Below are 17,071 nucleotides of genomic sequence, written 5' to 3'. Positions count from 1 at the left end.
GCGGACGACCGCCGCGGCGGGGTTGCGCTGTGAAAGTTTTCATGCATAGAGTCGCCGCATGAATGAAAGCGGTGCGGCGACCACCGACCGCCTGCTCGACCTCTTCCACGGGGTCCGGCTCACCCCCACCCAGCGGCGGATCGCGCACTGCCTGATGCGGCACGCGGGCGCGGCGGCGTACCTGTCGGCGGCCGAGGTCGCCGAGCTGGCCGGGGTCAGCCAGCCGTCAGTGACCCGGTTCGCGATGGCGCTCGGCCACGACGGCTACCCGGCGCTGCGGCGACGACTGCGTGAGCTGGGCAGCGGCAGCACCCCACCCACCGACGGCGGCAACCCGCTGCAACGCGCGGTCCGCGCCGAGCTGGGCAACCTCGACCGGCTCGCCGGGCAGCTCGCCGACGCCGGCCCGATCGCCGAGGTGGGCCGGTTGCTCGCCGCCAGCCGGCCGCTGCCGGTGCTCGGGCTGCGCGCCGCCGCCCCGCTCGCCGCGTACTTCGCCTACTTCGCCGCGAAGGTGCACCCGGACGTCCGGGTCCTCGACGACGGCGGCAGCCTGCTCGCCGACCGGCTGGAGCAGGCGAGCGCGGCCGGGGCCAGCGCGCTGCTGGCCCTGGTGCTGCCCCGCTACCCCCGGGAGACCCTGGACGCGCTCGGCGAGGCCCGCGACCTCGGGCTGACCGTGGTGGCGATCACCGACTCGGCGGTCAGCCCGGCCGCCGAGCACGCCGACGTGGTGCTGCCCGCCGCCGTCGGCACCGACCTGGTCTTCGACCTGCACACCGCCCCGATGGCCCTGGCCATGGTGGTGCTCCAGGCGATCTGCGACGCCACCCCCGCCGAGACCCAGGCCCGGCTCGAGGCGTTCGAGTCGTCCGCCGCCCGTCGCCAGTTGTTCCTCGGCTGAGAGGAGTACGAGATGCACCAGCCCGTCCGCGCCGCCCGCGGCACCACCCGCACCGCCCAGGGGTGGCCGCAGGAGGCCGCCCTGCGGATGCTGATGAACAACCTCGACCCGGAGGTGGCCGAGCGCCCCGACGACCTGGTCGTCTACGGCGGCACCGGGAAGGCCGCCCGGGACTGGCCGTCGTACCACGCGCTGGTGCGGACGCTGACCGGGCTGCGCGACGACGAGACCATGCTGGTGCAGTCCGGCCGCCCGGTCGGGGTCATGCGCACCCACGAGTGGGCGCCCCGGGTGCTGCTGGCCAACTCCAACCTGGTCGGCGACTGGGCGACCTGGCCGGAGTTCCGCCGCCTGGAGTCGCTCGGCCTGACCATGTACGGGCAGATGACCGCCGGTTCGTGGATCTACATCGGCACCCAGGGCATCCTCCAGGGCACCTACGAGACGTTCGCCGCCGTCGCCGCGAAGCGGTTCGGCGGCTCGCTGGCCGGCACCCTGACGCTCACCGCCGGCTGCGGCGGGATGGGCGGCGCGCAGCCGCTCGCGGTCACCATGAACGGCGGCGCCTGCCTGGTCGTCGACGTCGACCGCAGCCGGCTGGAGCGCCGGGCGCACGACCGCTACCTGGACGAGATCGCCGACTCGCTGGACGACGCGGTGCAGCGCGCGCTGGCCGCGAAGCGGGACCGGCGGGCGCTCAGCGTCGGCGTGGTCGGCAACGCCGCCACCGTCTTCCCCGAGCTGCTGCGCCGGGGCGTGGCGATCGACGTGGTCACCGACCAGACCAGCGCGCACGACCCGCTGTCGTACCTGCCGGAGGGGGTGGAGCCGGCCGACGCGCGGGACTACGCGGCGGCCAAGCCGGCCGAGTTCACCGACCGGGCCCGGGCGTCGATGGCGAAGCACGTCGAGGCGATGGTCGGCTTCCTCGACGCCGGCGCCGAGGTCTTCGACTACGGCAACTCGATCCGGGGCGAGGCGAAGCTCGGCGGGTACGAGCGGGCCTTCGACTTCCCCGGCTTCGTGCCGGCGTACATCCGGCCGTTGTTCTGCGAGGGCAAGGGCCCGTTCCGGTGGGCGGCGCTCTCCGGCGACCCGAAGGACATCGCGGCCACCGACAAGGCGATCCTCGACCTGTTCCCGGAGAACGAGTCCCTCGCGCGGTGGATCCGGCTGGCCGGCGAGCGGGTCGCCTTCCAGGGCCTGCCGGCGCGGATCTGCTGGCTCGGCTACGGCGAGCGCGACAAGGCCGGGGTCCGGTTCAACGAGATGGTCGCCGAAGGCTCGCTGAGCGCGCCCGTGGTGATCGGCCGGGACCACCTGGACTGCGGCAGCGTGGCCAGCCCGTACCGGGAGACCGAGGCGATGGCCGACGGCTCCGACGCGATCGCCGACTGGCCGCTGCTCAACGCCCTGGTCAACACGGCCAGCGGGGCGAGCTGGGTGTCCATCCACCACGGCGGTGGGGTGGGCATCGGCCGGTCCATCCACGCCGGGCAGGTCTGCGTCGCCGACGGCACCCCGCTGGCCGGGCAGAAGATCGAGCGGGTGCTCACCAACGACCCGGCGATGGGCGTGATCCGGCACGTCGACGCCGGCTACGACGACGCCCGCGAGGTCGCGGCGCGCACCGGCGTCCGCGTCCCGATGACCGAGGGCCCGGCGACCGACGGGGGCACCGCGTGACGGACCTCGCCGCGCGGTTCCGAGGGCTCTGGGACGAGATCGCGCCCGTCGGGCGGGACGCGGGCAGCGGCGGGTACCTGCGGTACGCGCTCACCGGACCCGAGCACACGCTGCGCGGCTGGTTCCGCGAGCAGGCCGACGCGCGCGGCATGCCGGTGCACGAGGACGGCAACGGCAACCTGTTCGCCTGGTGGGGTGACCCGGCGGCCGGGGACGCGGTGCTCACCGGCAGCCACTTCGACTCGGTGCCGCACGGCGGGGCGTACGACGGTCCGCTCGGCATCGTCAGCGCCTTCCTCGCCGTGGACGAGCTGCGGGCCGCCGGGGTCACCCCGGACCGACCGATCGCGGTGGCCGCGTTCGTCGAGGAGGAGGGGGGCCGCTTCGGCGTACCCTGCCTGGGGTCGCGGCTGCTCACCGGGGAGATCGCGGTCGAGCGCGCGGCCGGGCTGCGCGACGCGGCCGGGGTGAGCTTCGCCGAGGCGCTGGGCGCGGAGCCGGCGGGGGCCGACCCGGCGCTGCTCGGCCGGTTCGCGGCCTTCGTCGAGCTGCACGTCGAGCAGGGCCGCGCGCTGGTCGACCTCGACGCGCCGGTCGCGGTGGCCGGCGCGATCTGGCCGCACGGCCGCTGGCGCTTCGACTTCCACGGCGAGGGCAACCACGCGGGTACGACCCGGATGGCCGACCGCCGCGACCCGATGCTCACCTACGCGTTCACCGTGCTCGCGGCGAACAAGGAGGCCCGGCTGCGCGACGCGCACGCCACGGTGGCCCGGGTGGCGGTGGAACCCAACGCCACCAACGCCATCCCGGCGAAGGTCACCGGCTGGCTGGACGCCCGGGCGGCCGAGCCGGACACGCTGCACGGCCTGGTCGAGGCGGTCCGGGCCAAGGCCACCGAGCGGGCGAAGCGCGACGGCACCGAGCTGACCTGCACGCAGGAGTCGGCCACCCCGCTGGTGGCCTTCGACGGCGGGCTCGCCGACCGGCTGGCGACGCTGCTGGCCGCGCCGGTGCTGCCCACCGGGGCGGGACACGACGCCGGTGTGCTCGCCGCGCACCTGCCCACCGCCATGCTGTTCGTGCGCAACCCCACCGGGGTGTCGCACTCCCCCGCCGAGTCCGCCACCGACGCCGACTGCGCGGCCGGGGTGACCGCCCTGGCCCGGGTGCTCCAGGAGCTGGCATGCCGTTGACCCGTTGGCTCGCCGAGTACGCCTGGCTGCCCGAGCGCGCCGAACCCACCCCCGACGTGCTGATCGAGGCCGAGGACGGCCGGATCACCGCGGTCACCCCGCTGGTCGGCGCGGGCACGCCCCCGGCCGGCGTGGAGGTGCTGCCCGACGCCACCCGGCTGCCCGGGCTGACCCTGCCCGGCCTGGCCAACGCGCACTCGCACGCCTTCCACCGGGCGCTGCGCGGGCGCACCCACGGCGGGCGCGGCGACTTCTGGAGCTGGCGGGACCTGATGTACGCCGTCGCCGCCCGGCTCGACCCCGACTCGTACCTGGCCCTGGCCCGGGCCGCGTACGCCGAGATGGCGCTCGCCGGGATCACCTGCGTGGGCGAGTTCCACTACCTGCACCACGGCCCGGACGGGAGACCGTACGACGACCCGAACGCGATGTCGGCGGCGCTGGTCGAGGCCGCCGCGCACGCCGGGATCCGGCTCACCCTGCTGGACGCCTGCTACCTGACCGCCACGGTCGACGGCGCGCCGCTGGCCGGTCCGCAGCGCCGGTTCGGTGACGGCGACGCGCTGCGCTGGGCGGAGCGGGTCGCCGCGTTCCAGCCGGAGAACGGGCACACCCGCGTCGGCGCGGCGATCCACTCGGTACGCGCGGTGCCGGCGGAGCAGCTCGCCACCGTCGCCAACCTGGCCGACCGGGCCGGCGTGCCGCTGCACCTGCACCTGTCCGAGCAGCCGGCCGAGAACGACGCCTGCCGGGCCGTGCACGGCGTCACCCCGACCCGGCTGCTCGCCGAGCACGGGGTGCTCGGCCGGCACACCACCGCCGTGCACGCCACCCACCCCACGAGCGCGGACGTGGCGCTGCTCGGCGAGAGCGGCACCGGGGTCTGCCTCTGCCCCACCACCGAGCGCGACCTCGCCGACGGGATCGGCCCGGCCCGCCGGCTGGCCGAGGCGGGCAGCCCGCTCAGCCTGGGCAGCGACAGCCACGCCGTGGTCGACCTCTTCGAGGAGGCGCGCGCGGTCGAGCTGGACGAGCGACTGCGCACCCGCCGGCGGGGCCACTTCACCGCCGCCGAGCTGGTCACCGCCGCCACCGTCACCGGGCACGCCGCGCTGGGCTGGGGCGACGCCGGCCGGCTCGCCGTCGGCGACCGGGCCGACCTGGTCACGGTCCGCCTGGACAGCGCCCGTACCGCCGGGGTGCCGCCGGTCGGCGCGTTCTTCGCGGCCACCGCCGCCGACGTCACGCACGTGGTGGTGGACGGGCGGACCCTGGTCACCGACGGCCGGCACCTGACCGTCGACGTACCGACCGAACTGCGGCACGCCATCGCGGAGGTGACCTCATGAGTGGCTTCGCACCGCGGCCGGTGCGGCCGGGCGACCCGGCGCGGCCGGCGGCCCGCAACTCCGGCAGCCTGCTGGTGGACAACATCGGTGAGCTGGTCACCAACGACGCCCGGCCGGGTGACCCGCTGGGGCTGCGGCGCGACGCCGCCGTGCTGGTCGAGGACGGGGAGGTGGCCTGGGTCGGGCCGGCCCGGGACGCGCCGGCCGCCGACCGGCGACTCGACGCGCAGGGCGCGGCCGTGCTGCCCGGCTTCGTGGACAGCCACGCCCACCTGGTCTTCGCCGGGGACCGGGCCGCCGAGTTCGCCGCCCGGATGGCCGGCGAGCCGTACACCGGCGGCGGCATCCGGACCACCGTGGGCGCCACCCGGGCCGCCACCGACGGGCAGCTGCGCGCCACCGTGGGCCGGCTGCGCGCCGAGGCGATGCGGCAGGGCACCACCACGATCGAGATCAAGAGTGGGTACGGCCTGACCGTCGCCGACGAGGCCCGGTCGCTGCGGATCGCCGCCGAGTTCAGCGAGGACACCACCTTCCTCGGCGCGCACGTGGTGCCCGCCGAGTACGCCCACCGACCCGACGACTACGTGGGCATGGTCTGCGGTCCGATGCTCGCCGCCGCCGCCCCGTACGCCCGCTGGATCGACGTGTTCTGCGAGCGGGGCGCCTTCGACGTCGACCACGCCCGGGCGATCCTGGCCTGCGGGCAGGCCGCCGGCCTGGGTGTGCGGCTGCACGCCAACCAGCTCGGCCCCGGGCCGGGCGTACGCCTCGGCGTGGAGCTGGGCGCGGCCAGCGTCGACCACTGCACCCACCTGAGCGACGCCGACGTGGACGCGCTCGCTGGTTCGACAACGGTCGCCACCCTACTGCCCGGCGCGGAGTTCTCCACCCGGTCGCCGTACCCGGACGCCCGCCGGCTGCTCGACGCCGGGGTGACCGTCGCGCTGGCCACCGACTGCAACCCCGGCTCGTCGTACACCTCGTCGATGCCGTTCTGCGTCGCGCTGGCCGTCCGCGAGATGCGGATGACCCCGGCGGAGGCGGTGTGGGCCGCGACGGCCGGTGGCGCGGCGGCGCTGCGCCGCACCGACGTGGGCCGGCTGGCGCGGGGCGCGCGGGCCGACCTGATGATCCTCGACGCCCCGTCCCACCTGCACCTGGCCTACCGGCCGGGGGTACCGCTGATCCGCCAGGTCCTGCACAACGGAGCGCCGCAATGTCCACAGTGATCGTCCAGCCCACCGGGGTCTGTCCCGCCGACGTGCTCGCGGTCGCCCGCGGCACCGCCAAGGTGGTCCTCGACCCGGCCACCGTCGAGGCGATGACCGTCAGCCGCGCCATCGTCGACGGCATCGAGGCCGCCGGCCGACCCGTGTACGGCGTCTCCACCGGGTTCGGCGCGCTGGCCAACACCTTCGTCGCGCCCGAGCGGCGGGCCGAGCTGCAGCACGCGCTGATCCGCTCGCACGCCGCCGGGGTCGGTGCGCCGATGCCCCGCGAGGTGGTCCGGGCGATGATGCTGCTGCGGGTACGCTCGCTCGCCCTCGGCCGCTCCGGGGTCCGCCCGCTGGTCGCCGAGGCCCTGGTGGACCTGCTCAACCACGAGGTCACCCCGTGGGTGCCGGAGCACGGCTCGCTGGGCGCCTCCGGCGACCTCGCACCGCTCGCGCACTGCGCGCTGGTGCTGCTCGGCGAGGGCTGGGTGCTCGGCCCGGCCGGGGACCGGCTCCCCGCCGCCGACGCGCTGCGCCGGGTCGGGCTGGCGCCGATCGGCCTGGCCGCCAAGGAGGGGCTGGCGCTGATCAACGGCACCGACGGCATGCTCGGCATGCTGCTGCTGGCGATCCGCGACGCCCGGCACCTGTTCGCGATGGCCGACGTCACCGCCGCGCTGGCGATCGAGGCGATGCTCGGCTCGGAGCGGCCGTTCCTGCCCGAGCTGCACGCCATCCGGCCGCACCCGGGCCAGGCCGCGTCGGCGGCGAACATCCACCGCCTGCTCCAGGACTCCCGGGTGATGGACTCGCACCGCGACGACCTGGCGCACGCCGTGCAGGACGCGTACTCGATGCGCTGTGCCCCGCAGGTGGCCGGCGCGGCCCGGGACACCCTCGACTTCGTCGAGCTGGTGGCCGGGCGGGAGCTGGGCTCGGTGGTGGACAACCCGGTGGTGCTGCCGGACGGGCGGGTCGAGTCGACCGGTAACTTCCACGGCGCGCCGCTCGGTTTCGCCGCCGACTACCTGGCCATCGCCGCCGCCGAGGTGGGTGCGATCGCCGAGCGCCGGGTGGACCGGCTGCTCGACGTGGCCCGCAACCGGGAGCTGCCGGCGTTCCTCTCCCCCGACGCCGGGGTCAACTCCGGGCTGATGATCGCCCAGTACACGGCGGCCGGCATCGTCGCGGAGAACCGCCGGCTCGCCGCCCCCGCCTCGGTCGACTCGCTGCCCACCAGCGGCATGCAGGAGGACCACGTCTCGATGGGCTGGGCGGCGGCCAAGAAGCTGCGTACGGTGCTGGACAACCTGACCAGCCTGCTCGCGGTGGAGCTGCTGGCCGCCGTACGCGGGCTGCAACTGCGCGGCCCGCTCACCCCGTCGCCGGCCGGTCGGGCCGCCCTCGCGGCGCTCGGCGAGGTGGCCGGCGAGCCGGGTCCGGACGTCTTCCTCGCCCCGCTGATGGAGGCGGCCCGGGACGTGGTGCGCGGCCCCGAGCTGCGGGCCGCGATCGAACGCGAGGTCGGCCCGCTGGCCTGACCGGGCACGTCGTCGGTCCCGGCTGCTAGCGTTCGCCGCCGTGACCGACGACGTGACCGCCCCCGCCCTGCCCGACCACCTGCCCGACGAGCTCCGTTCCTTCGTCCGCGGGCAGGTGGCGCTGGCCGAGCTGCCCGCCGCCGCCATCGTCACCGAGACGGTGGCGTACTTCGCCGACCAGGCCGCGCCGGAGCGGGTCGAGGCGCTGGCCTGGGCCGTGGTGGCCGAGGAGCTGACCGCGCACCTCGCCGACCAGGCGACCTGGCCGGCGGTGACCGACAGCGACCGGCTCACCGCCGCGTTCCGGGCGCTCACCGCAGCCGGGATCATGGCCCGGGAGAACTTCGCCTGCTGCCAGAACTGCGGCCTGGGCGAGATCGGCGCCGAGGCGCCCGGCACCATCGAGCCCCGCGGGTACGCCTTCTACCACCAGCAGGACGCCGAGCGGGGCGTGGCCGGCGAGGGCGTCCACGTCGCGTACGGCCTGTTCGATCAGCCGCCGTCGGTGGAGATCGGCGCGGAGGTGGCGGCGGCGCTGCGGGCGCAGGGGCTGACCGTGCACTGGAACGACGACGTGGCCAGCCGGATCTTTGTGCCGCTGGACTGGCGGCGGCGCCGGGCCGGCCGGTTCGCCGCCGTACCGGCTGCGGTGGCCGACGACGTCGAGGTCGACGTGGAGCTGGTCGGCGAGTGGACCGGCCGGCACGCCCCGACGCAGGGGCCGACCCCGGCCGGCCGGTTCGTCGCCCTGCACCTGCCGTGGCTGCCGGCCGCCGTCCGGGTCCGGCTGGAGGCGGACGGCCGGTCGGTGACGATCCGCCGGGTCGGCGACCGCCTCGTCGGCCGCTACGCCGACCCGGAGCTGCCGGAGCTGACCGTGGGCCGGCACGACGGCGCGGCGCTGGTGCGGCGGCTGCGCGGCCTGTCCCCGGCGGCCACCCCGACCGCCGAGCCGGTCGGCTACGTCGAGGTGACCGGCGACCACCCGTACGGCGAGGACCGGGAGGTGGCGATGGAGCTGGCGGAACTGCTGGAGGCCGTACGCGCCATGCGGCCGCTCAGCTACGACTTCCTCACCTGCTTCGGCCGCTCCGGCGGCTGCGTGCAGACCACCTGGAACCCCGCCGGCCTCTGGGTGGAGGAACTGGACACCGAGGCGGCCGTCTCGGTCGGCCGGTACGCCACCCTGCCCGAGGTCGAACAGGTGCTCACCGTGCTGGCGGTGCAGGACCGGGTGGCCGTACGGGAGCTGGGCGGCGAGCTGACCACCCTCAACCTTCGCTGACCCGGCATCCACCCACCCACTCACCCACCCCTGCCCTCTTTCACGGAAAGAGTGGTTATCCGACGTCGGATAACCACTCTTTCCGTGAATTAGCGGGCGAGGTGGGGCGGGGGTCAGGGGGTCAGGGGGTCGGGGGGAGGACCTTGGCGACCAGCTTGGCCAGCTCGCGCAGGGCCTTGCCACGGTGGCTGATCGCGTCCTTCTCCTCGGGGGTCAGCTCCGCGTTGGTCCGCTCCTGGCCGTCGCCGAGGAAGATCGGGTCGTAGCCGAAGCCGCCGTCACCGCGCGGCGCGCGCAGCAGCCGGCCGGACTGGCGGCCGTCGACCAGGTGCTCCTTGCCGCCGGGCAGCACCAGCGCCACCGTGCAGACGAAGGCGGCGCCCCGGTGCTCGTCCGGCACGTCGCCGACCTGGTCCAGCACCAGTTGGAGGTTGGCCCGGTCGTCGCCGTGCCGGCCGGACCAGCGGGCGCTGAACACGCCCGGCATGCCGTTCAGCGCGTCCACGGCCAGCCCGGAGTCGTCGGCGATGGTCGGCAGGCCGGTGCGCCGGCAGCCCTCCCGCGCCTTGATCAGCGCGTTCTCGCCGAAGGTCAGGCCGGTCTCCGGCAGCTCCGGGTACTCCTCGACGTCGTCGAGGCCGACCAGGGCGATCCGGTGCGCGCCGAGCGCGCCGTCGAGGATCCGCTGCAGCTCGACGAGCTTCTTGCGGTTCCGGGTGGCGAGCAGGACCTTGTTCATCGGTGATCACCTTCGTTCGCGACTGCGGGGCTCGCAAGCTCGCTCCTCGCGCTCACTGCAGCGCCTTGCGCTGCGCGTCGGCCAGTTCGAGACAGCCCAGCACGCCCAGGTCGAGCAGGGCGTCGAGCTGGGCGCGGGAGAAGATTCCCGCCTCACCGGTCCCCTGCACCTCGACGAAGTCGCCGGTGCCGGTGCAGACCACGTTCATGTCGACCTCGGCGGCCACGTCCTCCTCGTAGCAGAGGTCCAGCCGCGGTTCACCGTCGATGATGCCGACGCTGACCGCCGCCACCGAGCGGTGCATCACCTTGTCCACCTTGCCGGCGAGCGACTTGCGCTCGGCGAGCCAGGTGACCGCGTCGTGCAGCGCCACGTACGCGCCGGTGATGGCGGCGGTGCGGGTGCCGCCGTCGGCCTGGAGCACGTCGCAGTCGAGCACGACCGAGTTCTCGCCGAGGGCCTTGAGGTCCACGCAGGCCCGCAGGCTGCGCCCGATCAGCCGGGAGATCTCGTGGGTCCGCCCGCCGATCTTGCCGCGGACGCTCTCCCGGTCGGAGCGGGTGTTGGTGGCCCGGGGCAGCATCGCGTACTCGGCGGTGACCCAGCCGAGGCCCGAGCCCTTGCGCCAGCGGGGCACACCCTCGGTCACGCTGGCCGTGCAGAGCACCCGGGTGGCGCCGAACTCGACGAGGACCGAGCCCTCCGGGTGGGAGCTCCAGCCCCGGGTCAGGGTCACCGGTCGGAGTTGGTCGGGCCGCCGCCCGTCAGGTCGCGCCATCCCTGCACCCTATGTGGTGCCGTGATCGAACCGTCCCCCGGTGCCACCGTTCAGTCGTGCCAGCCGGCGGTGAGCGTCGCCGTGACGGAGCCGTCGATGGACCGGTTACCGGGGACGATGACGAGCATCGCGGTCATGGTGAACCCGTCGCGGTGCCAGGTCTAGACGCCGCACGAGGGCCGCCCCGGGTCGGCGACGCAGCTCCGCATCTCCTGCACGGTGATCGAGTACCCGGCGTCGGTCAACCAGGTCTGCAGGCTCTCGGCGAGGTTCACCGGACACACGCCCCGTTCACACTCCAGGCTGTAGGTGGCGGTGGCGCTCCTGTCGCCCTCCACCACGCCGGAGCCGGTGAAACCCGACGGCGCGCCCGCGTCGACGATGATCTGCCGGCGCTGCTCCTGGAGTTGCTTCGGCACCCACCACCCGTCATAGGTGAACCACCCGCCGCAGCAGCACATCAGCAGCAGCGCGACGACGGAGAGCAGGATGACGACGGTCCGGCCGGCGTGGGACTTCTTGCGCGGCACCGGGGGCGCCGGCGGCGGAAAGCCGGGCGGACCGGGCCACGGCCCCGCGGGCGGACCGGGATACGGCCCCACGGGCGGTCCGGGGTACGACCCCGCGGGCGGTCCGGGGTACGGACGCGCTGCCCAGCCGGGACCGGCCGGCGGCACCGCACCGGTGGGCGGCGGCACGGGGCCGGTGGCCGGCGGCACCGCACCGGTGGGCGGCGGCGCGGGCGGCACGGGGCCGGCGGGCGGCCAGGCCGGGCGGTGCTGCGGGGGTGTCGCGGCCGGCCAGCCCGGGGCGCTCGGCGAGGACGCACCGGCCGGCTGGTCCGGCGAGGGCTGCCAGCCCTGCGGGCCGGACGGCGGGTACGGGCCGGGCACGCCGGAGGAGGGGTCGGTCACGCGGGCGATCTTAGGATGCGACCCGGCTCCCGGCTGTCCCGTCCGGGCTCGGGGCCGGTGGCTCAGATGTCGTAGCAGGCGCCGGGGCGGACCACGTCCAGCGGACCGGTGTACGCCCCGGCCGCCGCCTCCACGGTGTGCGCCTCGCTGCCCCACGCCTCGACCAGGTGGGTGAGCAGCAGTCGGCCCACCCCCGCCTTGGTCGCGTACTCGCCCGCCTCCCGGCCGGTGAGGTGCAGGTCCGGCGGATTGTCCACCCCGTCGAGGTAGCTGGCCTCGCAGAGGAAGACGTCGGCGCCCTGGGCCAGCCGCAGCAGCGCGTCGCAGGGCGCGGTGTCCGACGAGTAGCAGAGCACCCGACCGTCGTGCTCCAGCCGCACGCCGTACGTCTCGACCGGGTGGTTCATCCGGTCGACGGTGACCGTGAACGGGCCGATCGGGAAGGTGCCCGGCTGGAGGCCGTAGAACTGGTAGACGTCGTCGACCGTGCTGCCCTCCTGCCCGTACGCGCCGGTCAGCCGATCCGGGGCGCCGGACGGCGCGTACACCGGCAGCGGCGGGTAGGGGCCGTCCGGAGCGTACCGCCGCACCACCACGTAGGTGACCGCGTCGAGCATGTGGTCGCAGTGCAGGTGGGTGAGGAGGATGGCGTCGGGGGCGTGCAGACCGGCGTAGCGCTGGAGGGTGGAGAGCGCCCCGGACCCGAAGTCGATCAGGAGACGGAACCCCTCGGCCTCCACCAGGTAGGCGGAGCAGGGGGACTCGGGGCCGGGGAAGCTGCCCGCGCAGCCGAGGACGGTCAGTCGCATCCGGTCGCCCCGAAGTCACGCTTCGTAGTCGACACGTCGGCAGTCGCTCCGCCGATGATCTCTACCGACGCGTACGCCACGCTGCGCAGCCTACGCGTCGGGCCACTGCACCAAGAATCATCTACCGGAAGTTGTCATCAACGTGACACCCGTACGCGTCCGCTCCCGGACAAGACGGTCGGGCCGGCCGACGGGGTGCCGTCGACCGACCCGAACCGTGGACCGTCAGGCCCAGAGCTGTCCCTCCAGGGCGTCCTCGGCGTCCGCGAGGGTGCCTCCGTACGCCCCGGTCGAGAGGTACTTCCAGCCGCCGTCACAGACCACGAAGGCCACGTCGGCACGGCGGCCGTCGCGCACCGCCTCGTGCGCCACGGCGAGGGCGGCGTGCAGGATCGCGCCGGTGGAGAAGCCCGCGAAGATGCCCTCCACCTCGACGAGCTGCCGGGTGCGCAGCACGGCGTCCCGGGTGCCCACCGAGAAGCGCCGGGACAGCACCCCGGCGTCGTAGAGCTCCGGGACGTACCCCTCGTCGATGTTGCGCAGGCCGTAGACCAGCTCGCCGTAGCGGGGCTCGGCCGCGACGACCTGGATCCCCTCGACCTTCTCCCGCAGGTAGCGCCCGGTGCCCATCAGGGTGCCGGTGGTGCCCAGCCCGGCCACGAAGTGCGTGATGGTGGGCAGGTCGTGCAGCAGCTCCGGCCCGGTCGTCTCGTAGTGCGCCCGGGCGTTCGCCTCGTTGCCGTACTGGTAGAGCATCACCCAGTCGGGATGCTCGGCGGAGATCTGCTTCGCGGTCGCGACGGCCTGGTTCGAGCCGCCGGCGGCCGGCGAGAAGATGATCTCGGCGCCGTACATCCGGAGCAGTTGGACCCGCTCGGTGGAGACGTTCTCCGGCATCACGCAGACCAACCGGTAGCCCCGCAGCTTGGCCACCATGGCCAGCGAGATGCCGGTGTTGCCGCTGGTCGGCTCCAGGATGGTGTCACCCGGTCGGAGCCGGCCGGACTCCTCGGCCGCGCGCACCATGAACAGGGCCGCCCGGTCCTTGATGCTGCCGGTCGGGTTCCGGTCCTCCAGCTTGGCCCAGAGCCGCACCGGCGGCGCCCCGTCGGGCACCGTCGGCGAGAGCCGGGGCAGACCGATCAGGGGCGTACCGCCGCAGGCGTCGAGCAGGCTGTCGTACCGCGCCATGACGACCGCCCTCAGCGGCCCGCTACGCGGGCCCCGTGCGACGCGACCGCCGCTGCCGCGGCGCGGTGCTGGCTGATCGCCGCAGCGGCGGCGAAGCCGAACGCGCCGCCGGCCACGGCCGGCAGGATGGTGACGCTGTCGCCGTCGTTGAGCTTGGCGTCGAGCGCGCCGAGGAAGCGGACGTCCTCGTCGTTGACGTAGACGTTGACGAAGCGGTGCAGCGCGCCCGCCTCGGTGACCAGCCGGCCCTTCAGCCCGGCGTGCCGGGAGTCCAGGTCGGTGAGCAGGTCGCCCAGGGTGTCGCCGGTGCCCTCGACGACCTTCGCGCCGCCGGTGTAGCTGCGCAGGATGGTGGGGATGCGAACCTCGATGGCCATGATGTCTCGTGCTCCTTGTTCAGGGTCGTGCCAGGTGACGGGAGAAAGGAAGGTGTGCCGGCGCTGGGGGGTCAGCGGTCGGAACACTCGTAGTCGACCGTCGCCGGGCTCTGCCCGAACATGTAGGACTGGACGGCGTGCGGGTCCACGGCGGCATCCACGATCCGGACCGGCTCCTCGGTGACCACGCCGTCCACGATGCGGAAGGAGCGGATCTCCTCCGTGTCGGGCTCACGGGTCGAGACGAGCAGGTAGTGCGCTCCCGGCTCACCGGCGAAGGAGATGTCCGTACGGGACGGGTAGGCCTCCGTCGCGGTGTGCGAGTGGTAGATGACGACCGGTTCCTCGTCGCGGTCGTCCATCTCGCGCCACACCCGCAACTGCTCCATCGAGTCGAACTCGTAGAACGTCATGGAGCGGGCGGCATTGTCCATCGGGATGTGCCGGGTCGGGGTGTCACTGCCGGCGGGACCGGCGACCACGCCGCACGCCTCGTCCGGGTGGTCCCGACGCGCGTGGGCCACGATCGCGTCGATGATCGACCGGTCGATGCTCAGCACGTCGCCCAGCCTAGCGCCTGGGGGTCACGAGCGGCGAGGTGGTGGCCGTCACCACTCAGTCGATCAAGGCGTTGAGCAGGGATTCCTGGAGATAACCGAGATAGGCGTAGACCGACAGTTGGAACACCCGGGACGAGGTGGGGTCCTCGGCCACCGCCTCGTCGAGCTCCTCGCCGAGGTCCGTGCCGTCCTTGATCTCCAGCCGCACCCCCATCGCCAGCCGGGCGTCGTTGAGTGCGCGCAGCCACGCCTCGGCCGCCTCCGCGTCGAGCCGCACCTCACCGCCGACCTCGCCGTCGGGCAGCGCGGCCAGGATCGCCCCGGCCTGGTCGATCTTGGCGGTCTTGAGGTCGCCCTCGGTGTAGCGGCGGAACTCGGCGGTGCCGGCCGCGTCCTCCGGGTAGACCTCGGGGAAGAGCCGGCCGACCACCGGGTCGCCGTGGTCGAAACCGTCGGTGAGCAGACCCACCACCTCGGAGGCGACCTTGCGCAGCACGCGGACCTCGTCGACCGCGAAGCCGGCCACGTAGCGGTCGCCGTGCCGTCGGAACATGCTCATGACCGCTCCACCGTCGCCCAGAGCCCGTACGCGTGCAGCTGCGACGCGTCGTGCTCCATCCGCTCCCGGGCCCCGCTCGAGACCACGGCCTTGCCCTTGTGGTGCACGTCCAGCATCAACTGCTCGGCCTTTTCCCTGCTGTAGCCGAAGAGCTTCTGGAACACCCAGGTCACGTACGTCATGAGGTTGACCGGGTCGTCCCAGACGATGGTCACCCACGGCCGGTCGGACGCCGGCACCTCGTCGGTGTCCGGCGTCTCGACCGGTGCAACCTGCGGAGCCGCCATGCCCCCCATCGTGCCACCGGTCCCGCGGAACTGAGGAACCGGAACGCCGCGCGGGCGGGGATCACCCGCCCGGGCCGCCGTCGGCGGCCCGGGTACGCGGTCGACGACCGCCACCTCAGGCGAGCAGGATGCCGTGTTCGACAGCATCGGTGAGCACCGAGCCCAACGAGAGACGGATCACCTCGAACCGGCGGGACACCTCGCGGGACAGCTCCAGCTCGATCTCCCGCAGGGCCCGCTGCGCCCAGGAGCGCGCCGCGTTCGGGTCGTTGTTGCCGGGCGAGCGCCAGTGCTGCCAGCAGCCGCCGGAGAGGGCCACGCCGACCGGCGGCAGCACCTCGTCGCGCACGGCGCCGGGAAAGCCGGACAGCGCGTCGAGCGCGCCGCCACCGGCCAGCCCGGCCACCCCGGCCGTGCTGGTCACCAGGAGCACCCGGTCCAGCTCGTGGCCGGCGGTCTGGTCGGCGAGGCCCCATCGCACGGCGTGCGCGATCCGGCCCCGGACCCCTTCCGCCAGCGGCGCGCCGAAGACCCGCGCGGCCGCCTCGTCGAGCAGACCCCGGGCCGCCTCGTCGCACTGCGCGGTGGCGAGCAGCGACAGGGCCTCCGTCTCCCGGTCGAGCAGCTGCGGCAGGCCGGCGCAGCCCACCCCGAAGACGATCTCCTGCACCACGCGCAGGTGGATGTTGGCCAGCTCCAGGGCCAGGTGCTGGCGGATCCGCTGGGCACAGGAGCGGGCCTGCCGGTCCAGCCGCTCGGCCAGCTCGCCCGGATCCAGGCCGGGCACCACCGGCACCTTCCCGTGCCGCCCCGGCGGCTCCGGCGGCCGGGCGCTGGACCGGCGCAGTCCTTCGTCCACCGCCCAGCCGACCAGGGCCCGGCGCAGCACCCCGGGGTCGGTCGGCCGGACCGCGTACCAGCGGGCGCCGGCCAGCCCGGGCACGGCGGACAGCAGCGCGGCACGGTGCGCCGCGAGGGACACCTCCGCCGGGTCCATCCGCCGGGCCGGGAGCGACCCGGGACGACCGGCCGACGGGACGGAAGCCCCCGTGCCCTCCGTCGCCGTCGGCCCGTCCACCGCGCCCGACCAGCCGGCCGAGGCGCGGGTGACCGCGAAGAACACCTGGACCCGGGCCCGGGCCAGCTCGGCCAGCAGGTGCAGCTCGGCCGCGGTGAACGCCTGGTCGGCGGAGATCACGAAGAGCAGCGCGCCGGCCCGGCCCGCCGCGTCGAGCAGCACCCGGCCGCCCGCGACCCCGAGCGAGCCGGTGTCCGGCGTGTCGAGCAGCGCGAAGTGCTTCAGCAGCGGCTCGGGCAGGCTCAGCTCGACCCGGCGGGGCGGCCGGGCGAGGGCCGGTCCGGCGGCCAGCGGATCGGCGCCGTACGCGTGCGGCTGGCGGTAGCCCGGCACATACGCGGCGCGGGTCGGCACCCGCCCGTGGTCGACGAGCAGGAAGCTGCCGGAGGGGACGGTCAGCATCCCGGGCTCCAGCCCGAGCAGGCCCGCGAGCAGCTCCCGGCGGCCGGCGCCGGACGGACCGGCGACGACGACGGCCAGCGGCTCGTCGGCACGGGGTTCGGTGACCCCGAGTCGGGTGGGCAGGGACGCGCAGCGCGGCGGGTCGACCGGCCCGCCCGAGCCGGGCGTGTCGACCGAGCGGAGCGGGCCCGGCTTCATC

General features: G+C 74.7%; 17 protein-coding genes. 7 read left to right on the top strand and 10 right to left on the bottom strand.

All coding sequences use genetic code 11. The features are described 5' to 3' along the window. Positions 1–58: 58 nt before the first annotated feature. Genes GA0070611_RS28440 through GA0070611_RS28410 form a run of 7 tightly spaced genes read left to right on the top strand, consistent with a single transcriptional unit; the run spans position 59 to position 9,178 of the window. Positions 59–904 carry a MurR/RpiR family transcriptional regulator gene (locus GA0070611_RS28440; protein WP_091671279.1) on the top strand — a complete coding sequence of 282 codons (846 nt, stop codon included), beginning with the start codon at positions 59–61 and terminating at the stop codon, positions 902–904. A gap of 12 nt (positions 905–916) precedes the next feature. Next, positions 917–2,590 (top strand): urocanate hydratase, encoded by a 1,674-nt coding sequence (gene hutU, locus GA0070611_RS28435; RefSeq protein ID WP_091671276.1) that lies wholly within the window; start codon positions 917–919, stop codon positions 2,588–2,590. Further along, the gene (locus tag GA0070611_RS28430) at positions 2,587–3,786 is read left to right on the top strand and encodes an allantoate amidohydrolase (RefSeq protein ID WP_091671273.1); all 1,200 of its coding nucleotides are present in this window, start codon (positions 2,587–2,589) and stop codon (positions 3,784–3,786) included. The genes hutU and GA0070611_RS28430 overlap by 4 nt, the downstream gene beginning before the upstream one ends. Further along, complete coding sequence (locus tag GA0070611_RS28425; protein ID WP_091673574.1) at positions 3,783–5,135, top strand: formimidoylglutamate deiminase; 1,353 nt, start codon at positions 3,783–3,785, stop codon at positions 5,133–5,135. The genes GA0070611_RS28430 and GA0070611_RS28425 overlap by 4 nt, the downstream gene beginning before the upstream one ends. Beyond that, the gene (hutI, locus tag GA0070611_RS28420) at positions 5,132–6,367 is read left to right on the top strand and encodes an imidazolonepropionase (RefSeq protein ID WP_231921251.1); all 1,236 of its coding nucleotides are present in this window, start codon (positions 5,132–5,134) and stop codon (positions 6,365–6,367) included. The genes GA0070611_RS28425 and hutI overlap by 4 nt, the downstream gene beginning before the upstream one ends. Next, positions 6,355–7,893: a histidine ammonia-lyase gene (gene hutH / locus GA0070611_RS28415; protein ID WP_091671271.1), complete on the top strand. Its 1,539-nt coding sequence runs from the start codon at positions 6,355–6,357 to the stop codon at positions 7,891–7,893. Before hutI ends, hutH begins: the two co-directional genes overlap by 13 nt. Positions 7,894–7,933: 40 nt before the next feature. Next, positions 7,934–9,178 carry a DUF6891 domain-containing protein gene (locus GA0070611_RS28410; protein WP_091671268.1) on the top strand — a complete coding sequence of 415 codons (1,245 nt, stop codon included), beginning with the start codon at positions 7,934–7,936 and terminating at the stop codon, positions 9,176–9,178. A gap of 121 nt (positions 9,179–9,299) precedes the next feature. Here GA0070611_RS28410 and rdgB read toward each other — a convergent pair whose 3' ends face one another. From rdgB to GA0070611_RS28360, 10 genes are all read right to left on the bottom strand, one after another. After that, positions 9,300–9,917: an RdgB/HAM1 family non-canonical purine NTP pyrophosphatase gene (gene rdgB, locus GA0070611_RS28405; protein ID WP_091671265.1), complete on the bottom strand. Its 618-nt coding sequence runs from the start codon at positions 9,915–9,917 to the stop codon at positions 9,300–9,302. A gap of 52 nt (positions 9,918–9,969) precedes the next feature. After that, on the bottom strand, positions 9,970–10,695 hold the full coding sequence (gene rph, locus GA0070611_RS28400; RefSeq protein ID WP_091671262.1) for a ribonuclease PH: 726 nt from the start codon (positions 10,693–10,695) through the stop codon (positions 9,970–9,972). Between the two features lie 161 nt (positions 10,696–10,856). Further along, positions 10,857–11,609: a hypothetical protein gene (locus GA0070611_RS32325; RefSeq protein WP_091671260.1), complete on the bottom strand. Its 753-nt coding sequence runs from the start codon at positions 11,607–11,609 to the stop codon at positions 10,857–10,859. A gap of 62 nt (positions 11,610–11,671) precedes the next feature. Next, the gene (locus GA0070611_RS28390) at positions 11,672–12,418 is read right to left on the bottom strand and encodes an MBL fold metallo-hydrolase (RefSeq protein ID WP_091671258.1); all 747 of its coding nucleotides are present in this window, start codon (positions 12,416–12,418) and stop codon (positions 11,672–11,674) included. A 225-nt stretch (positions 12,419–12,643) separates the two neighbouring features. Next, entirely contained in the window at positions 12,644–13,609 is a 966-nt protein-coding gene (locus GA0070611_RS28385; protein ID WP_091671255.1) for a PLP-dependent cysteine synthase family protein, read from the bottom strand. 11 nt (positions 13,610–13,620) lie between these two features. Continuing rightward, positions 13,621–13,986, bottom strand: coding sequence for a MoaD family protein (locus tag GA0070611_RS28380; protein ID WP_091671252.1), 366 nt, complete (start codon positions 13,984–13,986; stop codon positions 13,621–13,623). Positions 13,987–14,057: 71 nt separating this feature from the next. Continuing rightward, positions 14,058–14,546 carry a Mov34/MPN/PAD-1 family protein gene (locus GA0070611_RS28375; protein WP_091671249.1) on the bottom strand — a complete coding sequence of 163 codons (489 nt, stop codon included), beginning with the start codon at positions 14,544–14,546 and terminating at the stop codon, positions 14,058–14,060. A gap of 55 nt (positions 14,547–14,601) precedes the next feature. Beyond that, the gene (locus GA0070611_RS28370) at positions 14,602–15,105 is read right to left on the bottom strand and encodes a DUF2017 domain-containing protein (protein WP_091671246.1); all 504 of its coding nucleotides are present in this window, start codon (positions 15,103–15,105) and stop codon (positions 14,602–14,604) included. Next, positions 15,102–15,392, bottom strand: coding sequence for an ATP-dependent Clp protease adapter ClpS (gene clpS, locus GA0070611_RS28365; protein WP_091671244.1), 291 nt, complete (start codon positions 15,390–15,392; stop codon positions 15,102–15,104). The genes GA0070611_RS28370 and clpS overlap by 4 nt, the downstream gene beginning before the upstream one ends. Before the next feature lie 115 nt (positions 15,393–15,507). Next, the gene (locus tag GA0070611_RS28360) at positions 15,508–17,070 is read right to left on the bottom strand and encodes a P-loop NTPase family protein (protein WP_091671242.1); all 1,563 of its coding nucleotides are present in this window, start codon (positions 17,068–17,070) and stop codon (positions 15,508–15,510) included. Position 17,071: the final 1 nt, after the last annotated feature.

It is taken from the genome of Micromonospora auratinigra (assembly GCF_900089595.1).
In the GTDB taxonomy this organism is placed as follows: Bacteria; Actinomycetota; Actinomycetes; order Mycobacteriales; family Micromonosporaceae; genus Micromonospora; species Micromonospora auratinigra.
The sequence above is the reverse complement of the archived record's forward strand: the minus strand, read 5'-3'. Positions and strand labels throughout refer to the sequence as shown.